Here is a 19,382-nt window from a genome sequence, read left to right as displayed (position 1 = left end):
TATGAGAATATTTATCATTAATATCGCCGCCCTGGCCTCGTGATTTTCCCCAGGCCTCACCGGTTTCAAGGTCGAAACATGAAAGTAATTCCCGTGTCCTACCGATTGGCCGTCACCTCGCGGGTGCTGGCCGCCGTGCTGGGCGGCTACATCGTTGCGGCGCTGGCCAGTGTCAGCCTGACGCTGTGGGTGCCCATGGCCCGCGCGGACGCCGTGGTGACCGGGATGATGACCTCGTTTCTAGCCTACCTCGGCGCGGTGATCTGGTGCTTCGCCTGTCGTAGCGCATGGCGGGCCTGGCTCGGGTTGATCGTGCCAAGCCTGGTGCTGGCGGCGGCTTCAGGCCTCGCGTACTGGATGGGCCACTCATGAAAGAGGGCTTTCGTCAGGCCATGGCTTGGTTGCACACCTGGGCCGGGTTGATCTTCGGCTGGTTGCTGTTCGCGATTTTCCTCACCGGCACACTCGCGTATTTCAAGGACGAGATCAGCCACTGGATGCAGCCGGAAATCCCTGCGCGTTCGGTGACTTCCGAAGCCAGCCTGACCGTGGCGCAAAACTACCTTCAGCAACACGCCGCCGGCGCCTCACGCTGGCTCATCGATCTTCCCGATGCCCGCGAGCCAGGCCTGTCGGTACGCTGGCAGCAAACCCCGGCCAAACGTGGCGAACGTGGCCAGTTCACGGAAAAACTCCTCGACCCGCAAACCGGCGCCGAAGTGCAGGGCCGGGCAACCAGCGGCGGCGAGTTTTTCTACCGCTTCCACTTTCAGCTACAAATGCCATATCCGTGGGGCCGCTGGTTGTCGACCATCGCCGCCATGGTGATGTTCGTCGCGCTGATCAGCGGGATCATCACCCACAAGAAAATCTTCAAGGACTTCTTCACTTTCCGTCCGCGCAAGGGCCAGCGTTCCTGGCTTGACGGGCACAATGCGGTGGGTGTGCTGGTGCTGCCGTTTCACCTGATGATCACCTACAGCAGCCTGGTGATTTTCATGTCGATGGTGATGCCGGCGAGCATTCTTGCCGCGTACAACGGTGATGCGCGGGCGTTTTACGATGAGGTGTTCCCGGCCTCCACCACCCCGGAACGTGCGGACAAACCGGCGCAGTTGGCGCCGTTGGCACCGCTGCTGGAAAAGGCGCGCGAGCCGTGGTCGGGCGGGCGCACAGGGCGGCTGACGGTGAACAATCCGGGCGACGCGAATGCCTCGGTGGTGCTCGTGCGTGACGGCGCGGACCGTGTGGTCCACGACTTCGGCAGCGCGGTGACCTTCAACGGCGTGACCGGGCAACTGCTCGGCACGACCCCTGAGCAATCGCTGCCGAGGGCGATTGCCGGCAGTTTCTATGGTTTGCACATGGGCCATTTCGCCGGCCCGGTGCTGCGCTGGTTGTACTTCATTTGCGGGTTGGCCGGCACGGCGATGATCGGCACCGGGCTGGTGATCTGGCTCGGCAAGCGTCAGCTCAAACACGCGAAAAGCGCCGTGATGCCATTCGAGTTGCGACTGGTGGAAGTGCTGAATATCGCCAGCATGTCCGGGTTGATGGTGGCGGTGGCGGCATTCTTTTGGGCCAACCGGGTGTTGCCGGTCGACATGGCCGGACGTGCGGATTGGGAAGTGAACAGCTTCTTCATCGTCTGGGGTTTGAGTGTGCTGCATGCCATGGTCCGCCGGGGCTGCACGGCGTGGATCGAGCAATTGGCACTGGCGGCGTTGCTGTTTGGCGCGGTGCCGCTGCTGAACGCCCTGACCACGCCGTTTCACTTGGGAAACACGCTGGCGCAGGGCGATTGGGCGATGGCCGGTTTCGATCTGACGTGCCTGGGCGGCGGTGTGTTTTTCGCCTGGGCTGCGTGGAAAATGCAGCGTTCGGGACAAGCCAGGATCGTCCCCCGGCAGCGTGCACAACCGATCACCCTTGAGCGAGAGGCGAACTGAATGTTGCTGTCGCTGTTGCTCTGTTACGGAGGCTTCACTGCGCTGTGTTTATCGATGGACCGGCATCATGCCGAGCTGTTGGGCGGCAAACCGACGGCCCGTCGTCGCTGGTTATTGAAACTGGGTGGCTGGCTGTTGCTGGTCTTGTCACTGTGGGTGGCGGTGTCTTCGACCGGCTGGGGACTTGGCCTGGTGGAATGGTGTGCGGTGTTGATGCTCAGCGCGTTGCTGCTGGTGCTGTTGATGCCATATCGCCCGCGCCTGGCGCTGTCGATGGCTGCTTTGAGCCTGCTCGTCAGCCCCGTTGCCGCGTTTGCGCAGTACTGACCCGATGATGACTAGCCCTCCGGATTCCCATGACAACGAACCTTGCGGAGCACGTGCGCATTTCCTGCAGGTGTTCCTGTCCCAGCGTTCGCAGATGGAAGCGCTGGTGAACCGCCGCGTCGGGTGCCGGGCAACGGCGGCGGACCTGGTGCAGGATTTGTTTTTGCGCTTCTGGCGCCGGCCGCTGGTGCAGGTCGAAGAGCTCAGCACCTACCTGTTGCGTTGTGCCGGCAACATTGCCATCGACCATTTGCGCAGCGAAGGCACGCGGGTGCGGGTCAACGAAGGTTGGTTGCCGGATCAACCGGACAGCCACGGCAGTGAGCCGCAAGCCGCGCTGGAAGCCGGTAACGATTTGCGTCACGTCGAAGCGGCGTTGCGTGCGTTGCCTGAACGTACGCGGCAGATCTTTTTGCTCAATCGCATCCATGGCCGCAAATACGCCGAGATCGCCAAGGCCATGGGTTTGTCCCAAAGCGCCGTGGAAAAACATATGATGCGCGCCCTCGAAGCCTGCAAGGCCAGCCTGCGGGACCCCGAACCGCGCACGCCAGGGAAAGCACCGTGAATCACATCGAACGCGTCACCCCGACACCCGCTCAGGAACAGGCCGCTTTCGCCTGGCTGAGTCTGTTGCATGACCAGCCGAGCAGCGGCGACCAGGCCACCTTCAGCCATTGGCTGCAGGCCGATCCCGCGCATGCCGAGGCCTATGCCCAGGCGCAAGTGGTGTGGGAATTGAGCGAAGGCCCGGCGCGGACGCTGGCCAACGAAGACGCGTTTGCCTTGCAGGGTTACCTCAATGCGATGAATCGCTCGCGGCGCAGCAGCGTTCGGCGCTGGTCCGGAGCGCTGGCAATGGCGGCGTGCCTGTTGTTGATGGTCAGCCTCGGTTCAGGCTGGCAGCCGATGCGCTGGGTGGATGATCTGGGCGCTGACTATGTGTCGGCGCCGGGGGAAGTTCGCACCGTCACGCTGGCGGATCAATCGCAGGTCACGCTGGATGCCGACAGCGCCATCGCGGTGGATTTCAGTCGCGGTGAGCGTCACATTCAGTTGCGTCGTGGCGCTGGTTTTTTCAGCGTGACGCACACCGGCGAGCCGTTTGTGGTTGAGGCTGAAAAGGGCCAGGCGCGGGTGCTGGGGACGCAGTTTGAAGTGCGTTTGCAACCTCACGGCGCGCAAGTGACGGTGTTGTCCGGCCGGGTCGGCGTGACGGCGGACAAGCATGCCGAGCAGCAGATTCTGACCGCCGGCCAGCAAGTGGCTTACGGCGACGGTACGGCGGAAAAACTGCATGCAGTGGACAGCGAAGCACAGTTGGCATGGCGTCAGGGCTGGCTCAATTACTACAAGGCGCCACTGGCCGACGTGGTGCAGGATTTGCGACGTTACTACCCGGGGCGGATTGTGCTGCTCAACGATGAGCTGGCGGCGCGGCGGGTCAGTGGCAGTTTCCCGAGCAAGGATCCGCAGGCGGTGTTGAGTTCGTTGCAGGGAGTGATGGGGTTTGAGCAGCATGCTGTGGGGCATCTGATTATTTTGCGGTGAGGCGTCCGGCCCCTTCGCGGGCAAGCCTCGCTCCTACGGATCACACTGTCCTGTAGGAGCGAGGCTTGCCCGCGAAGGCGTCAAATCAAACACCCCATCATTCAAATAAAAATATTTTCAAAATCTTGGTGAGGTAAACCCAAGCCCCATCCGTGTAGTGACTGAAACTGCGAGTCATTCGCATCCGTAGCGGTTCTACACAGGTCATGAGCAATGAAGTCCAGGGCAAAATCGGGTTCGGTCAAACAGTGGTTGGGCGCTTCGGCGCTGAGCATTTCGGCATTGGCATTGCTGCCATTGAGCGTGGCATTGGCCGCTGAAGCGGGCACGACGCAGCAGCGCACGCAGTTCAGCTTCGCGATGGCCGCCAAACCGCTGCCCCAGGCCCTGAGCGACTTCAGCCGGATCACCGGCATCAGCGTGGTCTACACCGATGAAGCGCCGTACGGCATGACCGCGCCAGCGGTCAGCGGGCAGATGAGCGCCGAACAGGCGATCCAGCGTTTGCTCAGCGGTTCGGGTTTGACCTTCCGTCGCACCGATGCGCACACCATGGCGCTGGAACCGCAGCCCACCGAAGGCGCCTTGAACCTCGGCGCGACCACCATCACCTCGGTGATGGATCAAACCATGAGCTACCAGCCGCCGCCGACCAGTTCGGTGATGCGCTCTTCGGCCTTGCTCCAGGAAATCCCCCAGACCGTCAACGTCATCCCGGCCCAGGTCATTCGCGACCAGGCACCGCGCAATCTGGATGATGCGCTGGCCAACGTCAGCGGCATTACCCAGGGCAACACGCTGGGCAGCACCCAGGATTCGGTGATGACCCGCGGCTTCGGCGACAACCGCAACGGTTCGATCATGCGCGACGGCATGCCGGTGATTCAGGGCCGTGGCCTCAACGCCACAGTCGATCGGGTCGAAGTGCTCAAGGGCCCGGCCTCGTTGCTCTACGGCATCCAGGACCCGGGCGGCGTGGTCAACATGGTCAGCAAGAAACCTGAACTGGAACAGTACAACGCGTTGACCGTGCGTGGCTCGACGTACGGCGACGGCAAAAACGGCAGCGGCGGCAGCTTCGACAGCACCGGCGCGCTCGGTGATTCCGGGCTGGCCTACCGCATGGTGCTGGACCACGAAGACGAAGATTACTGGCGCAACTTCGGCACCCACCGCGAGACTCTGGTGGCGCCGTCCCTGGCCTGGTTCGGTGAAAGCACCAAGCTGTTGTTCGCCTACGAACACCGTGAATTCCTCACCCCGTTCGACCGTGGCACGCTGATCGACCCACGGGACAACCATCCGCTGGACATCTCCCGCGAGCGTCGCCTGGACGAGCCGTTCAACAACATGGAAGGGCGCTCGGACCTCTATCACTTCGAGGCCGACCACGAGCTTAACGACAACTGGAAAGCGCACTTTGGCTACAGCTGGAACCGTGAAACCTACGACGCCAGCCAAGTGCGCGTTACCGCCATCGACACCAAAAAAGGCACGCTGACCCGCAGCATGGACGGCACGCAAAACGCGATCAGCACCGACCGCTTCACCACGGCCAGCCTCGAAGGCAAAGTGAATGCGCTGGGCATGCAACATGACCTGGTGTTCGGCGTCGATGACGAGTACCGCAAGATCTACCGCGAAGACCTGATCCGCCAGAAAAGCCTGACCACCTTCAGTTACCTCAACCCGGTCTATGGCCGTGAAGTCGCCGGCACCACCGTCAGCCCGGCGGACAGCGCACAGACCGATCAACTGCGCAGTGATTCGCTGTTTCTGCAGGACTCGATCCACCTCACCGATCAGTGGATTCTGGTGGCTGGCGGCCGTTTCCAGGAGTACGACCAGTACGCCGGTAAAGGCGTGCCGTTCAAGGCCAACACCGACAGCAACGGCCAGAAATGGGTGCCGCGTGCCGGCCTTGTCTACAAGTACACCGACGCGTTGTCGTTCTACGGCAGCTACACCGAATCGTTCAAACCGAACTCGACCATCGCCCCGTTGAGCGGCAGCAGCACCGTGCTCGACGGCAGCATCGCGCCGGAAGAAGCCAAGTCCTGGGAAGTGGGAGCGAAGCTGGATATTCCGGGGCGTGTGACGGGTAACGTCGCCCTGTTCGACATCAAGAAACGCAACGTGCTGGTGGCCAATGCCGAAGGTCCGGTGACCCTTTACAGCGCCGCTGGCGAAGTGCGTTCCCGTGGTCTGGAAGTGGACCTGAGCGGTCAGCTCAGCGATCGCTGGAGCATGATCGGCAGCTATGCCTACACCGATGCCGAAGTGACCGAGGACCCGACCTACAAAGGCAAAAAGCTGCAAAACGTGGCGAAGAACACCGGGTCGCTGTCGGCGGTCTACGACTTCGGCACCATTGTTGGTGGCGATCAGTTGCGGGTCGGTGCCGGCGCTCGATATGTCGGTGAGCGGGCGGGTAACGCGGTGAACGATTTTGATCTGCCGAGCTACACCGTGGCGGATGCGTTCGCCACCTACGACACCAAGGTCGAGGGGCAGAAGGTCAAGTTCCAGCTCAACGTGAAGAACCTGTTTGACCGCACTTACTACACGTCGGCGGCGAGCCGGTTCTTTGTGTCGATGGGGGATTCGCGGCAGGTGTCGTTGTCTAGCACTTTGGAGTTCTGATCACAGACCGCGTTATCGTTCTTCGCGGGCAAGTCGGATCGCCGCATCGCTCGCTCCTACAGGGATTGTGAAACCTGTAGGAGCGAGGCTTGCCCGCGAAGGCGGCTTCCGGATCAACGCAAAAACGCCTGCCGATACTCCCCAGGCGTCCCACCCAACGCCTGCCGAAACCGATTGGTGAAATGACTGGCACTGGCAAACCCACACGCCAATGCAATCTCCCCCAACGGCTGCGATGTCGAACGCAACAACTCCCTCGCCCGGCTCAGCCGCCGCGCCAACACATACTGATGCGGGGGCAAGCCGAAGCTCTCCCGGAACATCCGCGCAAAGTGATACTCCGAGAGCGCACACAACCCCGCCAACTGTCCAAGGCTGATGGCTTCGGCCAACTGATTGTCGATGAACTCCACCAGTTGCCGACGCTGGTGCGCCGCCAATCCGCCCTTGAGCCGCAAGCCGTCGCGCATCCCGACTTGGCCGAGCAACACGTGGCTGAGCATTTCATGGGCCAGGCTGCTGGTCAGCAGGCGTTCGCCGGGTTCATCCCAGTTGAGCGTGAGCATCTGGCGAAAACGCCGGGCTTGCTGCGGGTCGTCGAGAAAAGTCCCTTCGCGCAACTGCAATTCGCGAGGTTCGCGGTCCAGCAGCGTGACGCAACCGAGGGCGAACTGTTCCGGGCTGAAATACAGATGGGCCAGGCGAATGTCGCCATTGATCACCCAGCCTGACTGATGGTCGGCCGGCAGAATGCACAGTTTGTCCGGACCACCCTTGGTGCCGGGCTGGTCGCGGCGAAAAGTGCCGGTGCCGCCCGCGATGTAACAGGACAAGGTGTGATGGCTCGGCGCTTCGTAGTCCTGGGCGTCGTGATGGTTGCTCCACAGGGCTGCAGCCATGCCGTCACCGAGCTCGGCGCTGTGCTCGAGGCGAGCATTGGGCGAGCGGTTGAGGGCTTGAAAGACTTGCAGTGATTCCAGTGCGGGCATGATCGTTTCTCCAACGCTTCGCATCCTACTCCGTAGACGTTGGCCTGCCAGCCTCTGCGCCGACAAAAGCGCAAGTTTATGCAAGTGCGAAAAAGTTTGGCGCAGGACACTGGGCACCTATTGAGGAGCCTCCGCCATGAACCTTTCGCTGTATTTGCTGACCGTGCTGATCTGGGGCACCACCTGGATTGCCTTGAAATGGCAACTGGGCGTGGTGGCCATTCCGGTGTCGATCGTCTATCGCTTCGGCCTCGCCGCGCTGGTGCTGTTCGTGATGCTGTTGCTCAGCCGCAAGCTGCAAGTGATGAACCGTCGCGGGCACCTGATCTGCCTGGCGCAGGGCCTGTGCCTGTTTTGCATCAACTTCATGTGCTTCCTGACGGCCAGCCAATGGATCCCCAGTGGCCTGGTGGCCGTGGTGTTTTCCACCGCGACCCTGTGGAATGCCCTGAATGCGCGGGTGTTCTTCGGCCAGAGAATCGCCCGCAACGTCCTGTTGGGTGGCGCGCTCGGTTTGTTCGGGCTGGGCCTGCTGTTCTGGCCGGAGCTGGCCGGCCACACCGCCAGCCCGGAAACCTTGCTGGGCCTGGGCCTGGCCTTGTTGGGCACGCTGTGCTTCTCGGCGGGCAACATGCTGTCGAGCTTGCAACAGAAGGCCGGGCTCAAGCCGCTGACAACCAATGCCTGGGGCATGGCCTATGGCGCGGCGATGCTGTCGGTGTGGTGCCTGGTCAAAGGCATTCCGTTCGAGATGGAATGGAATGCGCGTTACATCGGTTCGCTGCTGTACCTGGTCATTCCGGGTTCGGTGATCGGCTTCACCGCCTACCTGACGCTGGTCGGGCGCATGGGCCCGGAGCGCGCAGCCTATTGCACGGTGTTGTTCCCGGTGGTGGCGCTCAATGTGTCGGCGTTTGCCGAAGGCTACCAATGGACCGCGCCGGCGCTGATGGGCCTGGTGTTGGTGATGCTGGGCAACGTGCTGGTGTTTCGCAAACCCAAGGCACCGATGGTGCAGGGGAGCGGCAAGCTGGCTTGAAGATGTTTCGGATTGAGTGCGTGTGCACTCAGCGCTCGATCCGGATGGCCACATAGATCATTAGCGGCATGATGAAATCAACAATATGTCGGGCCCAGTCTTTATAGTTCCATTGTTGTGATTCATCCATGTTGAACCATTCGACCCCCACCACCTGAAAACACACGTAGTAGATAAATACGGCAATCAGTAAGCCAATCAGTGCATATTTCTTTGCTTCATGAAACTTTTTGGCGCTGGTATTTATATTTTTGAATAGTTGGTAAGTGCCCATCATGCAAAAGGCGGTGAAGAGGACTTCGAGTGTAATGATCAGCCAGTAAATCCTGTGATGGGCCATGGGTGAGGTAATGGCGCGATAACTGTACTTCTCGCCCTCGCGGGTGGTGTCCATGCTGAGGATGTGGGCGATGTATTCGTAGTTGGTGGGGTAGTCGGTGAAGTTGCTAAACAACATTAAAAAACCAAAGACGCTTATAAATAGCATCAGTGTGGCTTTGCTGATTCTGATTGTTTGATCGGACGTAAGATGGTTCAAGGTAAAAGTTCTCCAGAACAGGTTCCCGTCAGGGCGGGTAAGTAAGGAGAGTCTATAGCGAAGTGTATTTGTTGAGGGCTGGACTAAATTACAAGTTGTGTATTTGTTGTTTTGTAACGTGTGAGGCTTAGTTGTAAGCGGGCAGGCGCTTTAATCGCCTGCCCGTTTTTTTCAGCCTTTCCAGACTTGCGGGTTCACCAGGTCCTGCGGTCGTTCACCCAACAAGGCGCTGCGCAGGTTGGCCAAGGCGCGATTGGCCATCGCTTCACGGGTTTCATGGGTGGCGGAGCCGATGTGCGGCAACGTCACTGCGTTTTTCAATTGGAACAGCGGCGATTCGGCCAGCGGTTCTTTCTCGTAGACATCCAGCCCGGCGCCACGGATCTGGTTGTTTTGCAGCGCTTCGATCAGCGCGGGCTCATCCACCACCGGGCCGCGGGCGATGTTGATCAGAATCGCGTCCGACTTCATCAGCGCCAGTTCACGGCGGCTGATCAGGTGTTTGGTCTTTTCGCTGAGCGGCACTACCAGGCAAACGAAATCGGCTTCGGCCAGCAACTCATCGAGGCTGCGGAACTGCGCACCGAGCTCTTGCTCAAGTGCAGTTTTGCGACTGTTGCCACTGTAGATAATCGGCATGTTGAAACCGAGCCGACCGCGCCGGGCGATGGCGGCGCCGATGTTACCCATGCCGACGATGCCCAGGGTCTTGCCATAGACATCGGTGCCGAACAGCGGAGCGCCGATGGTGGCTTGCCATTGACCGGCCTTGGTCCAGGCATCGAGTTCGGCGACGCGGCGGGCGCTGCTCATGATCAGGGAGAAGGCCAGGTCGGCGGTGCTTTCGGTCAGCACATCTGGCGTGTTGGTCAGCATGATCCCGCGTTCGTTGAAGTACGCGACGTCGTAGTTGTCGTAGCCCACCGAGACGCTGGACACCACCTCCAGGCTGCTCGCGTTCTCCAGTTGTGCGCGACCGAGCTTGCGACCCACGCCAATCAAACCGTGGGCATGGGGCAGGGCCTCGTTGAATTGGGTGTTGATGTCGCCTTTTTTCGGGTCAGGCACGATGACGTCGAAATCCTGCTGGAGGCGTTCGATCATGGCGGGAGTGACGCGGCTGAAAGCGAGGACGGTCTTTTTCATGAGAGGAGGGCTCGTCGGGCGTGGAGAATGCCAAGCACGCTAACATTCTTCCGCGCTTTTGTGCGAGTGCCCGGATGGGGCGGATGCACGCATTTCCCCCTGTTGGATGGGTGATGCGCAAAAGGTACTTCGTACGCGAACTTGTAGGAGCCGGCTTGCTGGCGATGGCGGTGGGTTAGGCACACCGTGTTGCAGTGATCGCCGGCAAGCCGGCTCCTACAAGTGATGGGTGATGCGCAAAGGGTACTTCGTACGCGAATTTGTAGGAGCCGGCTTGCTGGCGATGGCGGTGGGTCAGGTACACCGTGTTGCAGTGATCGCCAGCAAGCCGGCTCCTACAGATTGCGGGTGACTGCCTAATCCTGCGGGTCGATGTTGTCCAGCGCGCGGTTGACGGCCAGTTCGCCGAGCATGATGACTTGTTGAATGCCCAGCAGGGTGTTGCGGTGGGGACCGTCCAGAAATCCGGCGAGGTCGCTGGCCATGACGCTGGCCGAGGCGAGGGATTCGCTGGCGTGGACCAGGAGGGTTTCGGTGTTGATGTCGGGGGCGACGAGGAATAGATGGCTGGGGGTGTGGGGCGGGATCAAGGCTTTCAGGGTGAATGAGTTTTGGGGGGAGGTGATTTCCGCATCTGGCGGATTGGGTGAGGGCTTTTTCATGGCAAAGATCCTTAGAGGCTAGGAGCTGCCACTTTTCGTTTTCCAGACAAAGGGTGGCAGCTGTACGCAAGCTGGAAAAACCGAGAAGGATCAAACCCGGCAGACCCGAAGGTCTCCCACGTACAGCCGCCATAACTCAACGTACAGCGCTGAAAAAGCGCCGCATTATGTCATGTGCGGTGATCCTATACTTCGGGTTTTCCAGACCCGGTCGCTGATGTGCAACGACCGTCAAAGCCTACCCATCTCGCGTCCCACCCGACAACCGACAGAACGTGTCGGAAACATCCTAGGACACCACGCCCTTTGTGGGAGCGGGCTTGCTCGCGAAGGCGGCGTGTCATTCAGCTCAGATGTTGGCTGACACATCGCCTTCGCGAGCAAGCCCGCTCCCACAAGGGGGGTCAATTTGCCAATCTTGCCCCACCCAGGCTCCCGCTCAACTCATACGCCGCCAGTTCCGCCTGATGCGCCGCCAATATCTCCGGCAACGACCCGCGCAAATACTCGACCCAGGTTTTGATCTTCGCATCCAGATACTGCCGCGACGGATAGATCGCATACAGATTCAATTCCTGCGAGCGGTAGTTCGGCATCACCCGCACCAGCGTGCCGTTGCGCAAGCCTTCGATCGCCGCATACACCGGCAACACGCCGACGCCCATGCCGCTGATGATTGCGGTTTTCATCGCATCGGCGGAGTTCACCAGAAACGGCGAACTGTTGATGGTGACCATTTCCTGGCCTTCCGGGCCGTCGAAATTCCATTTCTCCAGCGGAATCACCGGGCTCACCAGGCGCAGGCACGCATGGTTCAGCAAATCGCTGGGCTTGTGCGCGCAGCCGTTGGCTTTCACGTAGGCCGGCGAGGCGCAAACGATGCTGTAGGTGATGCCCAGGCGCTGGGAGACGAAGCCCGAGTCCGGCAGTTCGCTGGCAAGGACGATGGACACGTCGTAACCCTCGTCGAGCAAGTCCGGCACGCGGTTGGCCATGGTCAGGTCGAAGGTCACGTCGGGATGGGTCTTGCGGTAGCGGGCGATGGCGTCGATCACGAAGTGCTGACCGATGCCGGTCATGGTGTGCACCTTGAGTTGCCCGGCCGGGCGCGCGTGGGCATCGCTGGCCTCGGCTTCAGCCTCTTCGACATACGCCAGGATCTGCTCGCAGCGCAACAGGTAGCGCTTGCCGGCCTCGGTCAGGGCGATGCGACGAGTGGTGCGGTTGAGCAGGCGGGTTTGCAGGTGGGCTTCCAGGTTGGAGACCGCGCGCGAGACGTTGGCCGTGGTGGTGTCGAGTTGCACGGCGGCGGCGGTGAAGCTGCCGGCCTCGGCCACGTAGCTGAAGGCGCGCATGTTTTGCAAAGTGTCCATGGGGTGCTCTCGGGTGCGATGGCAAATTGTGACACGAAGTTACGGAGGCGGTGACCCCGACCAAGGGATTATCGCGTTAACGGTAACAAAGATTCACAGGAATCCCAGCTTATCGCCATCAAACCCGCCCCCTAGAATTGCGCCGTTCCTTGTAGGAGCGAAGCTTGCTCGCGAAGAACGATAACGCGGTTTAACAGATGGACCGCGTTATCGTTCTTCGCGAGCAAGCTTCGCTCCTACGGGATCCAGTCCACTTTCTCGGGAAATCGCAGCAGTGCCGCGTCGCATCAGCAGAGCGCTTCAGACGCTCAGTGTTTTGGCTTTAACCCTGGCAATCAGCGGCTGCATCGGAACCGCAGGTATTGCCCCGCAGGGCAAGGCACTGGAGGCCAATTCACTGGCCACCGACGACGCCATCCAGAGCGCCGCGCAGGACGCTCACTGGCCCACCGCGCAATGGTGGCAGGCCTACGGCGACCCGCAACTGAACCGCTGGATCGACCTCGCCCTGCAAGGCAGCCCGACCATGGCCATGGCGGCGGCGCGGGTGCGTCAGGCCAAATCCATGGCGGGCATCGCCGAGTCTGCCGAGTCGCTGCAGATCAATGGTGAGTCCACCCTCAAGCGCCACAACTGGCCCACCGATCAGTTCTACGGGCCGGGCGAGCTGGCCAACTCGACGACGTGGGACAACAACGCCGCGCTGGGCTTCAGCTACGCCCTCGACCTCTGGGGCCGTGAAAGCAACGCCACCGAGCGCGCCGTCGACATGGCGCACATGAGCGCCGCCGAAGCGCGTCTGGCCCAGCTCGAACTGCAGAACAACATCGTTCGCGCCTACATCGAACTGTCGCTGCATTACGCGCAACGGGACATCGTCACCGCGACCCTGCAACAACAGCAGCAAATTCTCGACCTCGCGCAGAAACGCCTGAGCGGCGGCATCGGCACCCACTTCGAGGTCAGTCAGGCCGAAACGCCGCTGCCGGAAACCCACCGCCAACTCGATGCGCTGGACGAAGAAATCGCCCTCAGCCGCAATCAGCTTGCCGCACTCGCAGGCAAAGGTCCGGGCGACGGCGCGCAGTTGCAGCGACCGACGTTGGCATTGGGCACCGCGCTGAAACTGCCATCGTCGTTGCCGGCGCAATTGCTCGGCCAGCGTCCAGACGTGGTCGCCAGCCGCTGGCAAGTAGCGGCTCAGGCGCGGGGCATCGATGTGGCCCACGCCGGTTTCTACCCCAACGTCGATCTGGTCGGCAGCCTCGGCTATATGGCCACCGGCGGCGGTGCGCTGGAGTTTTTGACCGGCAAGAAACTCAACTACAGCGTCGGCCCGGCGATCTCGTTGCCGATCTTCGACGGTGGCCGCTTGCGCGCCGAGTTGGGGGAAGCCTCGGCCGGTTATGACATCGCCGTGGCGAAGTACAACCAGACGCTGGTCAATGCGCTGAAAAACATCTCCGACCAGTTGATCCGCCGCGAATCCATGGACAAGCAGCAAACCTTCGCCGCCGAATCCGTGGCCACCGCGCAGAAGACTTATGACATCGCGATGGTCGCTTACCAGCGTGGGCTCACCGATTACCTCAACGTGCTCAATGCCCAGACCTTGTTGTTCAAACAGCAGCAGGTTCAGCAACAGGTTCAGGCTGCGCGCTTGAGTGCTCACGCTGAACTGGTGACGGCGCTCGGCGGTGGGCTTGGTGCGGGTAACGATGTGCCGAATGCTGAGAAAACCCAGCCCCCGAAAACCCCGGTTCTATTGCGTTGAACACAAATCCCTGTGGGAGCGGGCTTGCTCGCGAAAGCGGTGTGTCAGGCGACATCAGCATTGACTGACACACCGCTTTCGCGAGCAAGCCCGCTCCCACAGGGACCGAGTTTTCGCCGCACAATCTTCGACCAATAAGCAGGATTTCATGACTCCCTTGCCCGCACCGATGCGCTGGCTGTATTCCCTTGAATGGCGCCGGGGTTTCTTCGACTGGGCACGCAGCGACGGCGTGACCTGGGTCTACATTTTCAAGGTGCTGTTCGCCGCGTTCCTGACCCTGTGGCTGGCCATGCGTCTGGAATTGCCGCAACCGCGCACGGCGATGATCACCGTGTTCATCGTCATGCAGCCGCAAAGCGGCCAGGTGTTCGCCAAAAGTTTCTATCGCTTCCTTGGCACGTTGACCGGGTCGGCGGTGATGGTCGCGCTGATTGCCTTGTTCGCACAAAACACCGAGTTGTTCCTCGGTTCTCTGGCGATCTGGGTTGGCATCTGCTCGGCCGGTGCGGCGCGTTCTCGCAACTTCCGCGCATACGGTTTTGTGCTGGCCGGGTACACCGCCGCGATGGTCGGCTTGCCGGCTCTGGCGCACCCGGAGGGCGCGTTCATGGCGGCGGTCTGGCGCGTGCTGGAAATCTCGTTGGGGATTCTCTGTTCCACGCTGGTCAGCGCTGCGATCCTGCCGCAAACCGCCAGCGCGGCGATGCGCAACGCCTTGTATCAGCGCTTTGGTGTGTTCGCCTTGTTCGTCACCGATGGCTTGCGCGGTCGCAGCAAGCGGGACGCCTTTGAAGCCAGCAACGTGCGCTTCATCGCCGAGGCGGTCGGCCTGGAAGGGCTGCGCAGCGTCACCGTGTTCGAAGACCCGCACATGCGTCGGCGCAACGGTCGGCTCAGTCGCTTGAACAGCGAGTTCATGGGCGTCACCACGCGGTTCAATGCCCTGCACCAACTGCTCGAACGCTTGCGCAGCAGTGGCGCCGATCACGTGGTCGCGGCGATCAAACCGGGCTTGCAGGACCTCGCAGAAGTGCTCGACGGTTTCAGTGGTCGCGCGTTGACCAGCCCTGACGCCGCACGTTTGGTGATTGCACTGAGTGCCTACAAGGAAGCGCTGCCGGCGCGTGTCCGCAGCCTGCGCGCGACCTTTCAGGAGAGCGAGCCAAGCGACGCCGAGCAGCTCGATTTTCATACCGCGTATGAGCTGCTTTATCGCTTCGTCGACGACCTGCACGGTTATGCACAGACCCACGCGTCCCTGGCTGATCACAGCCATGAACGGGAGCAGTGGGACGAGCCTTTCACTCCGCAAACCAACTGGATGGCGTCCGCCGCTTCGGGGATTCGCGCGGCGTTTATTCTGGTGGTGCTGGGCAGTTACTGGGTGGCAACCGCGTGGCCGAGCGGGGCGACGATGACGTTGATTGCCGCTGCAACGGTGGGCCTTTCGGCAGCGACGCCGAACCCGAAACGCATGGCGTTCCAGATGGCCTGCGGCACATTCCTGGGTGCGCTGATCGGCTTCGTCGAGATGTTTTTCATCTTCCCGTGGATCGATGGCTTTCCGTTGCTGTGCGTGATGCTCGCGCCGGTGATCGTGCTCGGTTCGTTCCTGACCTCTCGCCCGCAATACGCCGGTGTCGGTCTCGGTTTGCTGATCTTCTTCAGCACCGGTTCGGTGCCGGACAACCTCACCGTCTACAACCCTTACACCTTCATCAACGACTACATCGCCATGGTGCTCGGCATGCTGGTGTGTGCCGCCGCCGGCGCGATCATCCTGCCGCCGAACAGCCGCTGGTTATGGCGCCGGTTGGAGCAGGACCTGCGCGGGCAGGTGGTGTATGCGATCAGCGGCAAACTGAAGGGCCTGGCGTCGAGTTTCGAAAGCCGCACGCGGGACTTGCTGCATCAGGCTTATGGCCTCGCCGCCGGTCAGCCGCAGGTGCAACGGGACTTGCTGCGCTGGATGTTCGTGGTGCTGGAAGTCGGTCACGCGATCATCGAGTTGCGCAAGGAACAGGCGATTCTGCCGGTGCACCCGGCGTACGCCGAATCGCAGCCGTGGCGCCAGGCAATCCGCGTGATGGGCCGTTCGCTGGTGCGGCTGTTTCTGCAACCGGGCCAGAGCAATCTGCAGCGCTGCCTGATCGCGGTCGACCATGCGATCAGCCGCGTGCAAGCCACCGACGAACCCTTCGCGCCGCACTTCGACACCTCGGCGTTGCGCCGGGTGAAGAGCTACCTGCATTTCATCCGCACCTCATTGCTCGACCCGCAATCACCGCTTGCCGCCTACGCAATGACCACGCCCCAAGGACTTGAACATGCCTCGTGAAATCGCCTTCCACGGCGTGTACATGCCAACCATGACGTTGATGTTTTTCATCGCCGCGGTGCTGGCCTGGGCGCTGGACCGGTTCCTGTCCGGGTTCGATCTGTACCGTTTTTTCTGGCACCCGGCGCTGCTGCGTCTGAGTTTGTTTACCTGTCTGTTCGGTGCTTTGGCGCTGACTGTCTACCGTTGAGAACGTCCTGATGAAAAAGCTTTTCAGCCTGCTCGCCACTCTGCTGGTGCTGGCCCTCGCGCTATGGATCGGCCGGACCCTCTGGGTGCATTACATGGACACGCCGTGGACCCGCGACGGCCGGGTGCGCGCCGACATCATCAACGTCGCCGCTGACGTCACCGGTGAAGTGGTGGAAGTGCCGGTGCGCGACAACCAACAGGTTAAGAAGGGCGATCTGCTGATGCGCATCGACCCCGAGCACTACCGCATCGCGGTCAAGCAGGCGCAGGCACTGGTGGCTTCACGCAAGTCGACGTGGGAGATGCGCAAGGTCAACGCCCATCGCCGCGCCGACATGGATGCCCTGGTGATCTCCAAGGAAAACCGCGACGACGCCAGCAATATTGCGGACTCGGCCCTCGCCGATTACCAGCACGCGCAAGCACAACTGGAAGCCGCCGAACTGAACCTCAAACGCACCGAAGTGCGCGCAGCGGTGGACGGTTATGTGACCAACCTTAATGTGCATCGCGGCGATTACGCACGCATCGGCGAAGCGAAAATGGCCGTGGTCGATATGAACTCGTTCTGGGTCTACGGCTTCTTCGAGGAAACCAAACTGCCGCACGTGCGGGTGGGCGATAAGGCCGATATGCAACTGATGAGCGGCGAAGTGCTCAAGGGGCATGTGGAGAGTATTTCTCGCGGGATCTACGACCGCGATAACCCGGAAAGCCGCGAGCTGATTGCGGACGTGAACCCGACTTTCAACTGGGTGCGCCTGGCACAGCGGGTGCCGGTGCGGATTCACATTGATGAAGTGCCGGAAGGGGTGTTGTTGGCGGCGGGGATTACGTGCACGGTGGTGGTTAAGCAGGATGGTGGGGTGTAACAGGTAGACCGAGGCGCCTGAATCGCCAGCAAGCCGGCTCCTACAAATAGGTGTCGTACACACATTTTTGTGTTCGGCGCAAAATCTGTAGGAGCCGGCTTGCTGGCGATGTGGCCAACTCGGTCTTACAGTTCACTCCTTGCAAAACGTCTCATGCAAATGCCGCCAAACCACCTTGCCACCGGCCTGCTTCTCAAACACCACCGTCGAACGACGATCGGAGTGCAGGCCGGTCGCATCGGTCTGCTGCTCGCGATAGCTCACGGTCGCGCCGTTGTCGGACAGCGCAATGCCACGCAACTCGCTGAGCTCAATCCTGAACCCGAGCTTCTTCCCGCCCGCCATCCGGAACAACTCGCCAAGCGCGTCGAAGTCCAGCACCCGGCCCAACGGCGAGACCATGGAAAACTGCGCTGAAAAACGGGCGAGCAGTTGTTCAAGTTCGCTGGCGTTTCGTTCTTCGGCCAGCCATTGCTCGATGGCGACGTGGGCCTGGATCACTTCGTCAAAGTATTCGGTGTAGTCGGTCATGTTCCTTCCTGAAGATTTTGCAGAGTCTGTTCTGACGTCTTCGCGGGCAAGCCTCGCTCCTACAAGGGCCGAGGTGCTCTCCGTAGGAGCGAGGCTTGCCCGCGAAGAACGATAACGCGGTCTCAAAGCTGCCCGCGCAACCCGAACCGCTTCATCAACCCCGACTCCAGCAACCCTTTGGGCAACAACCCCGCCAACAACGGCAACGCCCGGCTGCCATTGCCCAAACGAATCAGGCGCGGCGGTTTGCTTTGCTGCACCGCCTTGAGCAAACCGGCGGCAAACTCATTGGCCGGCGTCGGGTTGTCCTGGGACGCCTTGGCCCGCGCACGAATGCCTTCGCGCAGCGGAAACCACGGTGACTGTTCGCTGATCAACTGCTCCGCCTCGGCCCCGGCATTCTTGGCAAAACTGGACGCGATGGCGCCCGGTTGCACCTCCATCACTCGCACACCGAACGGCGCCAGTTCCATGCGCAGCGCATCGCTCAAGGCATGCACTGCGGCTTTCGAGGCGCAGTAAGCACCGGCAAACGGCGTGACCAGAACCCCGGAAACGCTGCCGATATTCACCACTATCCCTTTGGCCCGGCGCAGCACCGGGAAGAGCGCGCGCGTCACGCCGACAATCGCAAACACATTGGTTTCGAACTGCCGCTGCATGGCCGGCACACCGCCGTCCAGCAGCGGCCCCATGGCGCCATAACCGGCGTTGTTGATCAGCACATCGAGGCCGCCATGTTGCTGGTTGATCTGCCCGGCCAACGCTTCAAGTGCCACGCCATCGTTGACGTCCAGTTGCACGGCGGTGAAACCGGCCGCCGTCAACGCGGCGACGTCTTCAGCCTTGCGGGCGCTGGCCCAGACTTTATAACCGGCACCTTTAAAGGCATCCGCAAGAGCGCGGCCAATGCCGCTGGAACAACCGGTAATCAACGCAACGGGCATGGCGCGGTCCTTGTGCAAAGGGAAGAGTGGGGATCAGTCGGAGAAACTACCCTGCAAACGCTCGGCGCGAAACTCCAGGGTCTGCGGGCGATAACCGGGACGCAGCGGCGGCATGGGCAAGCAATCTTCCCAGTTCGCGCCGGCTTGCAGTTCACCAGGGCCGCGATAACGCGGTGCGGCGTATTGATTGTCGGCGAGGTTGACCGTATCGCCCGGCGCGTAGGCAGCAATGCGCCAGCGCAGTTCGGTCAGCGGCACGTCGTTGCCGTTGTTCATCTTCAATAGCAACGGGCGATCTGCCGGGCAATGCTCCGGCGCGTAAGTGATGCGCAACTCAAGGCGCGCCAATTGCTTGACCTCGCGATTGTCCAGCCAGACCACCCAGGTGGCCACCAGCCCCAGGCCGATGGCGGCCGCCACCGAAACGGGCAGGGCCTTGGACGGGTAGCGCAGCAACAGGATCAGCCAGGTGATGACCAACAGGACGCCGATGAACATGTCGCACAAC

19 protein-coding genes are annotated in these 19,382 nt (G+C 61.3%); 11 read left to right on the top strand and 8 right to left on the bottom strand.

Going from position 1 to position 19,382, the window contains the following annotated elements; genetic code table 11:
- The first annotated feature begins 78 nt into the window (after positions 1-78).
- The 6 genes from ACYZUC_RS15505 to ACYZUC_RS15480 all read left to right on the top strand — a co-directional run bounded on the left by ACYZUC_RS15505 (position 79) and on the right by ACYZUC_RS15480 (position 6,470).
- Positions 79-372 (top strand): DUF3649 domain-containing protein, encoded by a 294-nt coding sequence (locus ACYZUC_RS15505; protein WP_461996657.1) that lies wholly within the window; start codon positions 79-81, stop codon positions 370-372.
- Positions 369-1,949, top strand: coding sequence for a PepSY-associated TM helix domain-containing protein (locus ACYZUC_RS15500; RefSeq protein WP_461996656.1), 1,581 nt, complete (start codon positions 369-371; stop codon positions 1,947-1,949). The genes ACYZUC_RS15505 and ACYZUC_RS15500 overlap by 4 nt, the downstream gene beginning before the upstream one ends.
- The gene (locus ACYZUC_RS15495; protein WP_461996655.1) at positions 1,950-2,276 is read left to right on the top strand and encodes a DUF3325 domain-containing protein; all 327 of its coding nucleotides are present in this window, start codon (positions 1,950-1,952) and stop codon (positions 2,274-2,276) included. It abuts the gene before it with no gap.
- A gap of 4 nt (positions 2,277-2,280) precedes the next feature.
- Positions 2,281-2,844 (top strand): RNA polymerase sigma factor, encoded by a 564-nt coding sequence (locus ACYZUC_RS15490; RefSeq protein WP_461996654.1) that lies wholly within the window; start codon positions 2,281-2,283, stop codon positions 2,842-2,844.
- Positions 2,841-3,827, top strand: a complete 987-nt coding sequence (locus ACYZUC_RS15485; protein WP_461996653.1) for a FecR family protein — start codon at positions 2,841-2,843, stop codon at positions 3,825-3,827. Before ACYZUC_RS15490 ends, ACYZUC_RS15485 begins: the two co-directional genes overlap by 4 nt.
- Positions 3,828-4,040: 213 nt before the next feature.
- Positions 4,041-6,470 carry a TonB-dependent siderophore receptor gene (locus ACYZUC_RS15480; RefSeq protein ID WP_461996652.1) on the top strand — a complete coding sequence of 810 codons (2,430 nt, stop codon included), beginning with the start codon at positions 4,041-4,043 and terminating at the stop codon, positions 6,468-6,470.
- A 113-nt stretch (positions 6,471-6,583) separates the two neighbouring features.
- On the opposite strand, the gene ACYZUC_RS15475 is transcribed toward ACYZUC_RS15480, so the two are convergent.
- Positions 6,584-7,459 carry a helix-turn-helix domain-containing protein gene (locus ACYZUC_RS15475; RefSeq protein ID WP_461996651.1) on the bottom strand — a complete coding sequence of 292 codons (876 nt, stop codon included), beginning with the start codon at positions 7,457-7,459 and terminating at the stop codon, positions 6,584-6,586.
- Between the two features lie 136 nt (positions 7,460-7,595).
- On the opposite strand from ACYZUC_RS15475, the gene ACYZUC_RS15470 reads away from it, so the two are divergent.
- Complete coding sequence (locus ACYZUC_RS15470; protein ID WP_223434757.1) at positions 7,596-8,498, top strand: DMT family transporter; 903 nt, start codon at positions 7,596-7,598, stop codon at positions 8,496-8,498.
- A 28-nt stretch (positions 8,499-8,526) separates the two neighbouring features.
- Here ACYZUC_RS15470 and ACYZUC_RS15465 read toward each other — a convergent pair whose 3' ends face one another.
- The 4 genes from ACYZUC_RS15465 to ACYZUC_RS15450 form a co-directional block, all read right to left on the bottom strand.
- The gene (locus tag ACYZUC_RS15465) at positions 8,527-9,036 is read right to left on the bottom strand and encodes a DUF2165 family protein (protein ID WP_461996650.1); all 510 of its coding nucleotides are present in this window, start codon (positions 9,034-9,036) and stop codon (positions 8,527-8,529) included.
- A 171-nt stretch (positions 9,037-9,207) separates the two neighbouring features.
- A complete protein-coding gene (locus ACYZUC_RS15460) occupies positions 9,208-10,182 on the bottom strand; it encodes a 2-hydroxyacid dehydrogenase (protein ID WP_461996649.1) in 975 nt (324 codons plus the stop codon).
- A 356-nt stretch (positions 10,183-10,538) separates the two neighbouring features.
- Positions 10,539-10,844: a DUF6124 family protein gene (locus ACYZUC_RS15455; RefSeq protein WP_461996648.1), complete on the bottom strand. Its 306-nt coding sequence runs from the start codon at positions 10,842-10,844 to the stop codon at positions 10,539-10,541.
- Between the two features lie 404 nt (positions 10,845-11,248).
- Positions 11,249-12,217 (bottom strand): LysR family transcriptional regulator, encoded by a 969-nt coding sequence (locus ACYZUC_RS15450; RefSeq protein WP_008025343.1) that lies wholly within the window; start codon positions 12,215-12,217, stop codon positions 11,249-11,251.
- Between the two features lie 274 nt (positions 12,218-12,491).
- Between ACYZUC_RS15450 and ACYZUC_RS15445 the strand changes: the two genes are divergently transcribed.
- From ACYZUC_RS15445 to ACYZUC_RS15430, 4 genes are all read left to right on the top strand, one after another.
- Positions 12,492-13,991, top strand: a complete 1,500-nt coding sequence (locus ACYZUC_RS15445; RefSeq protein WP_461996647.1) for an efflux transporter outer membrane subunit — start codon at positions 12,492-12,494, stop codon at positions 13,989-13,991.
- Positions 13,992-14,139: 148 nt separating this feature from the next.
- On the top strand, positions 14,140-16,332 hold the full coding sequence (locus ACYZUC_RS15440; RefSeq protein ID WP_461996646.1) for an FUSC family protein: 2,193 nt from the start codon (positions 14,140-14,142) through the stop codon (positions 16,330-16,332).
- Entirely contained in the window at positions 16,322-16,522 is a 201-nt protein-coding gene (locus ACYZUC_RS15435; RefSeq protein WP_192420812.1) for a DUF1656 domain-containing protein, read from the top strand. Before ACYZUC_RS15440 ends, ACYZUC_RS15435 begins: the two co-directional genes overlap by 11 nt.
- Before the next feature lie 10 nt (positions 16,523-16,532).
- The gene (locus ACYZUC_RS15430; RefSeq protein ID WP_461996645.1) at positions 16,533-17,396 is read left to right on the top strand and encodes an efflux RND transporter periplasmic adaptor subunit; all 864 of its coding nucleotides are present in this window, start codon (positions 16,533-16,535) and stop codon (positions 17,394-17,396) included.
- 132 nt (positions 17,397-17,528) lie between these two features.
- Here ACYZUC_RS15430 and ACYZUC_RS15425 read toward each other — a convergent pair whose 3' ends face one another.
- From ACYZUC_RS15425 to ACYZUC_RS15415, 3 genes are all read right to left on the bottom strand, one after another.
- A complete protein-coding gene (locus ACYZUC_RS15425; protein ID WP_461996644.1) occupies positions 17,529-17,927 on the bottom strand; it encodes a DUF4440 domain-containing protein in 399 nt (132 codons plus the stop codon).
- Positions 17,928-18,049: 122 nt separating this feature from the next.
- The gene (locus tag ACYZUC_RS15420; protein ID WP_461996643.1) at positions 18,050-18,874 is read right to left on the bottom strand and encodes an SDR family oxidoreductase; all 825 of its coding nucleotides are present in this window, start codon (positions 18,872-18,874) and stop codon (positions 18,050-18,052) included.
- A 33-nt stretch (positions 18,875-18,907) separates the two neighbouring features.
- A complete protein-coding gene (locus tag ACYZUC_RS15415) occupies positions 18,908-19,372 on the bottom strand; it encodes a multidrug transporter (RefSeq protein ID WP_461996642.1) in 465 nt (154 codons plus the stop codon).
- Between the last annotated feature and the right edge of the window lie 10 nt (positions 19,373-19,382).

It is taken from the genome of Pseudomonas sp. GT1P32, from assembly GCF_054897805.1.
Note: the sequence above shows the minus strand (reverse complement) of the source record. Positions and strands in the feature narration are given on the sequence as shown.

Bases quoted from the DNA above. Each gene is read 5' to 3' on its own strand.
- ACYZUC_RS15425 (WP_461996644.1), bottom strand. From the start codon at position 17,927: ATGACCGACTACACCGAATACTTTGACGAAGTGATCCAGGCCCACGTC.
- ACYZUC_RS15440 (WP_461996646.1), top strand. From the start codon at position 14,140: ATGACTCCCTTGCCCGCACCGATGCGCTGGCTGTATTCCCTTGAATGG.
- ACYZUC_RS15415 (WP_461996642.1), bottom strand. From the start codon at position 19,372: ATGTTCATCGGCGTCCTGTTGGTCATCACCTGGCTGATCCTGTTGCTG.
- ACYZUC_RS15470 (WP_223434757.1), top strand. From the start codon at position 7,596: ATGAACCTTTCGCTGTATTTGCTGACCGTGCTGATCTGGGGCACCACC.
- ACYZUC_RS15500 (WP_461996656.1), top strand. From the start codon at position 369: ATGAAAGAGGGCTTTCGTCAGGCCATGGCTTGGTTGCACACCTGGGCC.
- ACYZUC_RS15430 (WP_461996645.1), top strand. From the start codon at position 16,533: ATGAAAAAGCTTTTCAGCCTGCTCGCCACTCTGCTGGTGCTGGCCCTC.
- ACYZUC_RS15455 (WP_461996648.1), bottom strand. From the start codon at position 10,844: ATGAAAAAGCCCTCACCCAATCCGCCAGATGCGGAAATCACCTCCCCC.
- ACYZUC_RS15420 (WP_461996643.1), bottom strand. From the start codon at position 18,874: ATGCCCGTTGCGTTGATTACCGGTTGTTCCAGCGGCATTGGCCGCGCT.
- ACYZUC_RS15495 (WP_461996655.1), top strand. From the start codon at position 1,950: ATGTTGCTGTCGCTGTTGCTCTGTTACGGAGGCTTCACTGCGCTGTGT.
- ACYZUC_RS15505 (WP_461996657.1), top strand. From the start codon at position 79: ATGAAAGTAATTCCCGTGTCCTACCGATTGGCCGTCACCTCGCGGGTG.
- ACYZUC_RS15450 (WP_008025343.1), bottom strand. From the start codon at position 12,217: ATGGACACTTTGCAAAACATGCGCGCCTTCAGCTACGTGGCCGAGGCC.
- ACYZUC_RS15490 (WP_461996654.1), top strand. From the start codon at position 2,281: ATGATGACTAGCCCTCCGGATTCCCATGACAACGAACCTTGCGGAGCA.
- ACYZUC_RS15475 (WP_461996651.1), bottom strand. From the start codon at position 7,459: ATGCCCGCACTGGAATCACTGCAAGTCTTTCAAGCCCTCAACCGCTCG.
- ACYZUC_RS15435 (WP_192420812.1), top strand. From the start codon at position 16,322: ATGCCTCGTGAAATCGCCTTCCACGGCGTGTACATGCCAACCATGACG.
- ACYZUC_RS15480 (WP_461996652.1), top strand. From the start codon at position 4,041: ATGAAGTCCAGGGCAAAATCGGGTTCGGTCAAACAGTGGTTGGGCGCT.
- ACYZUC_RS15460 (WP_461996649.1), bottom strand. From the start codon at position 10,182: ATGAAAAAGACCGTCCTCGCTTTCAGCCGCGTCACTCCCGCCATGATC.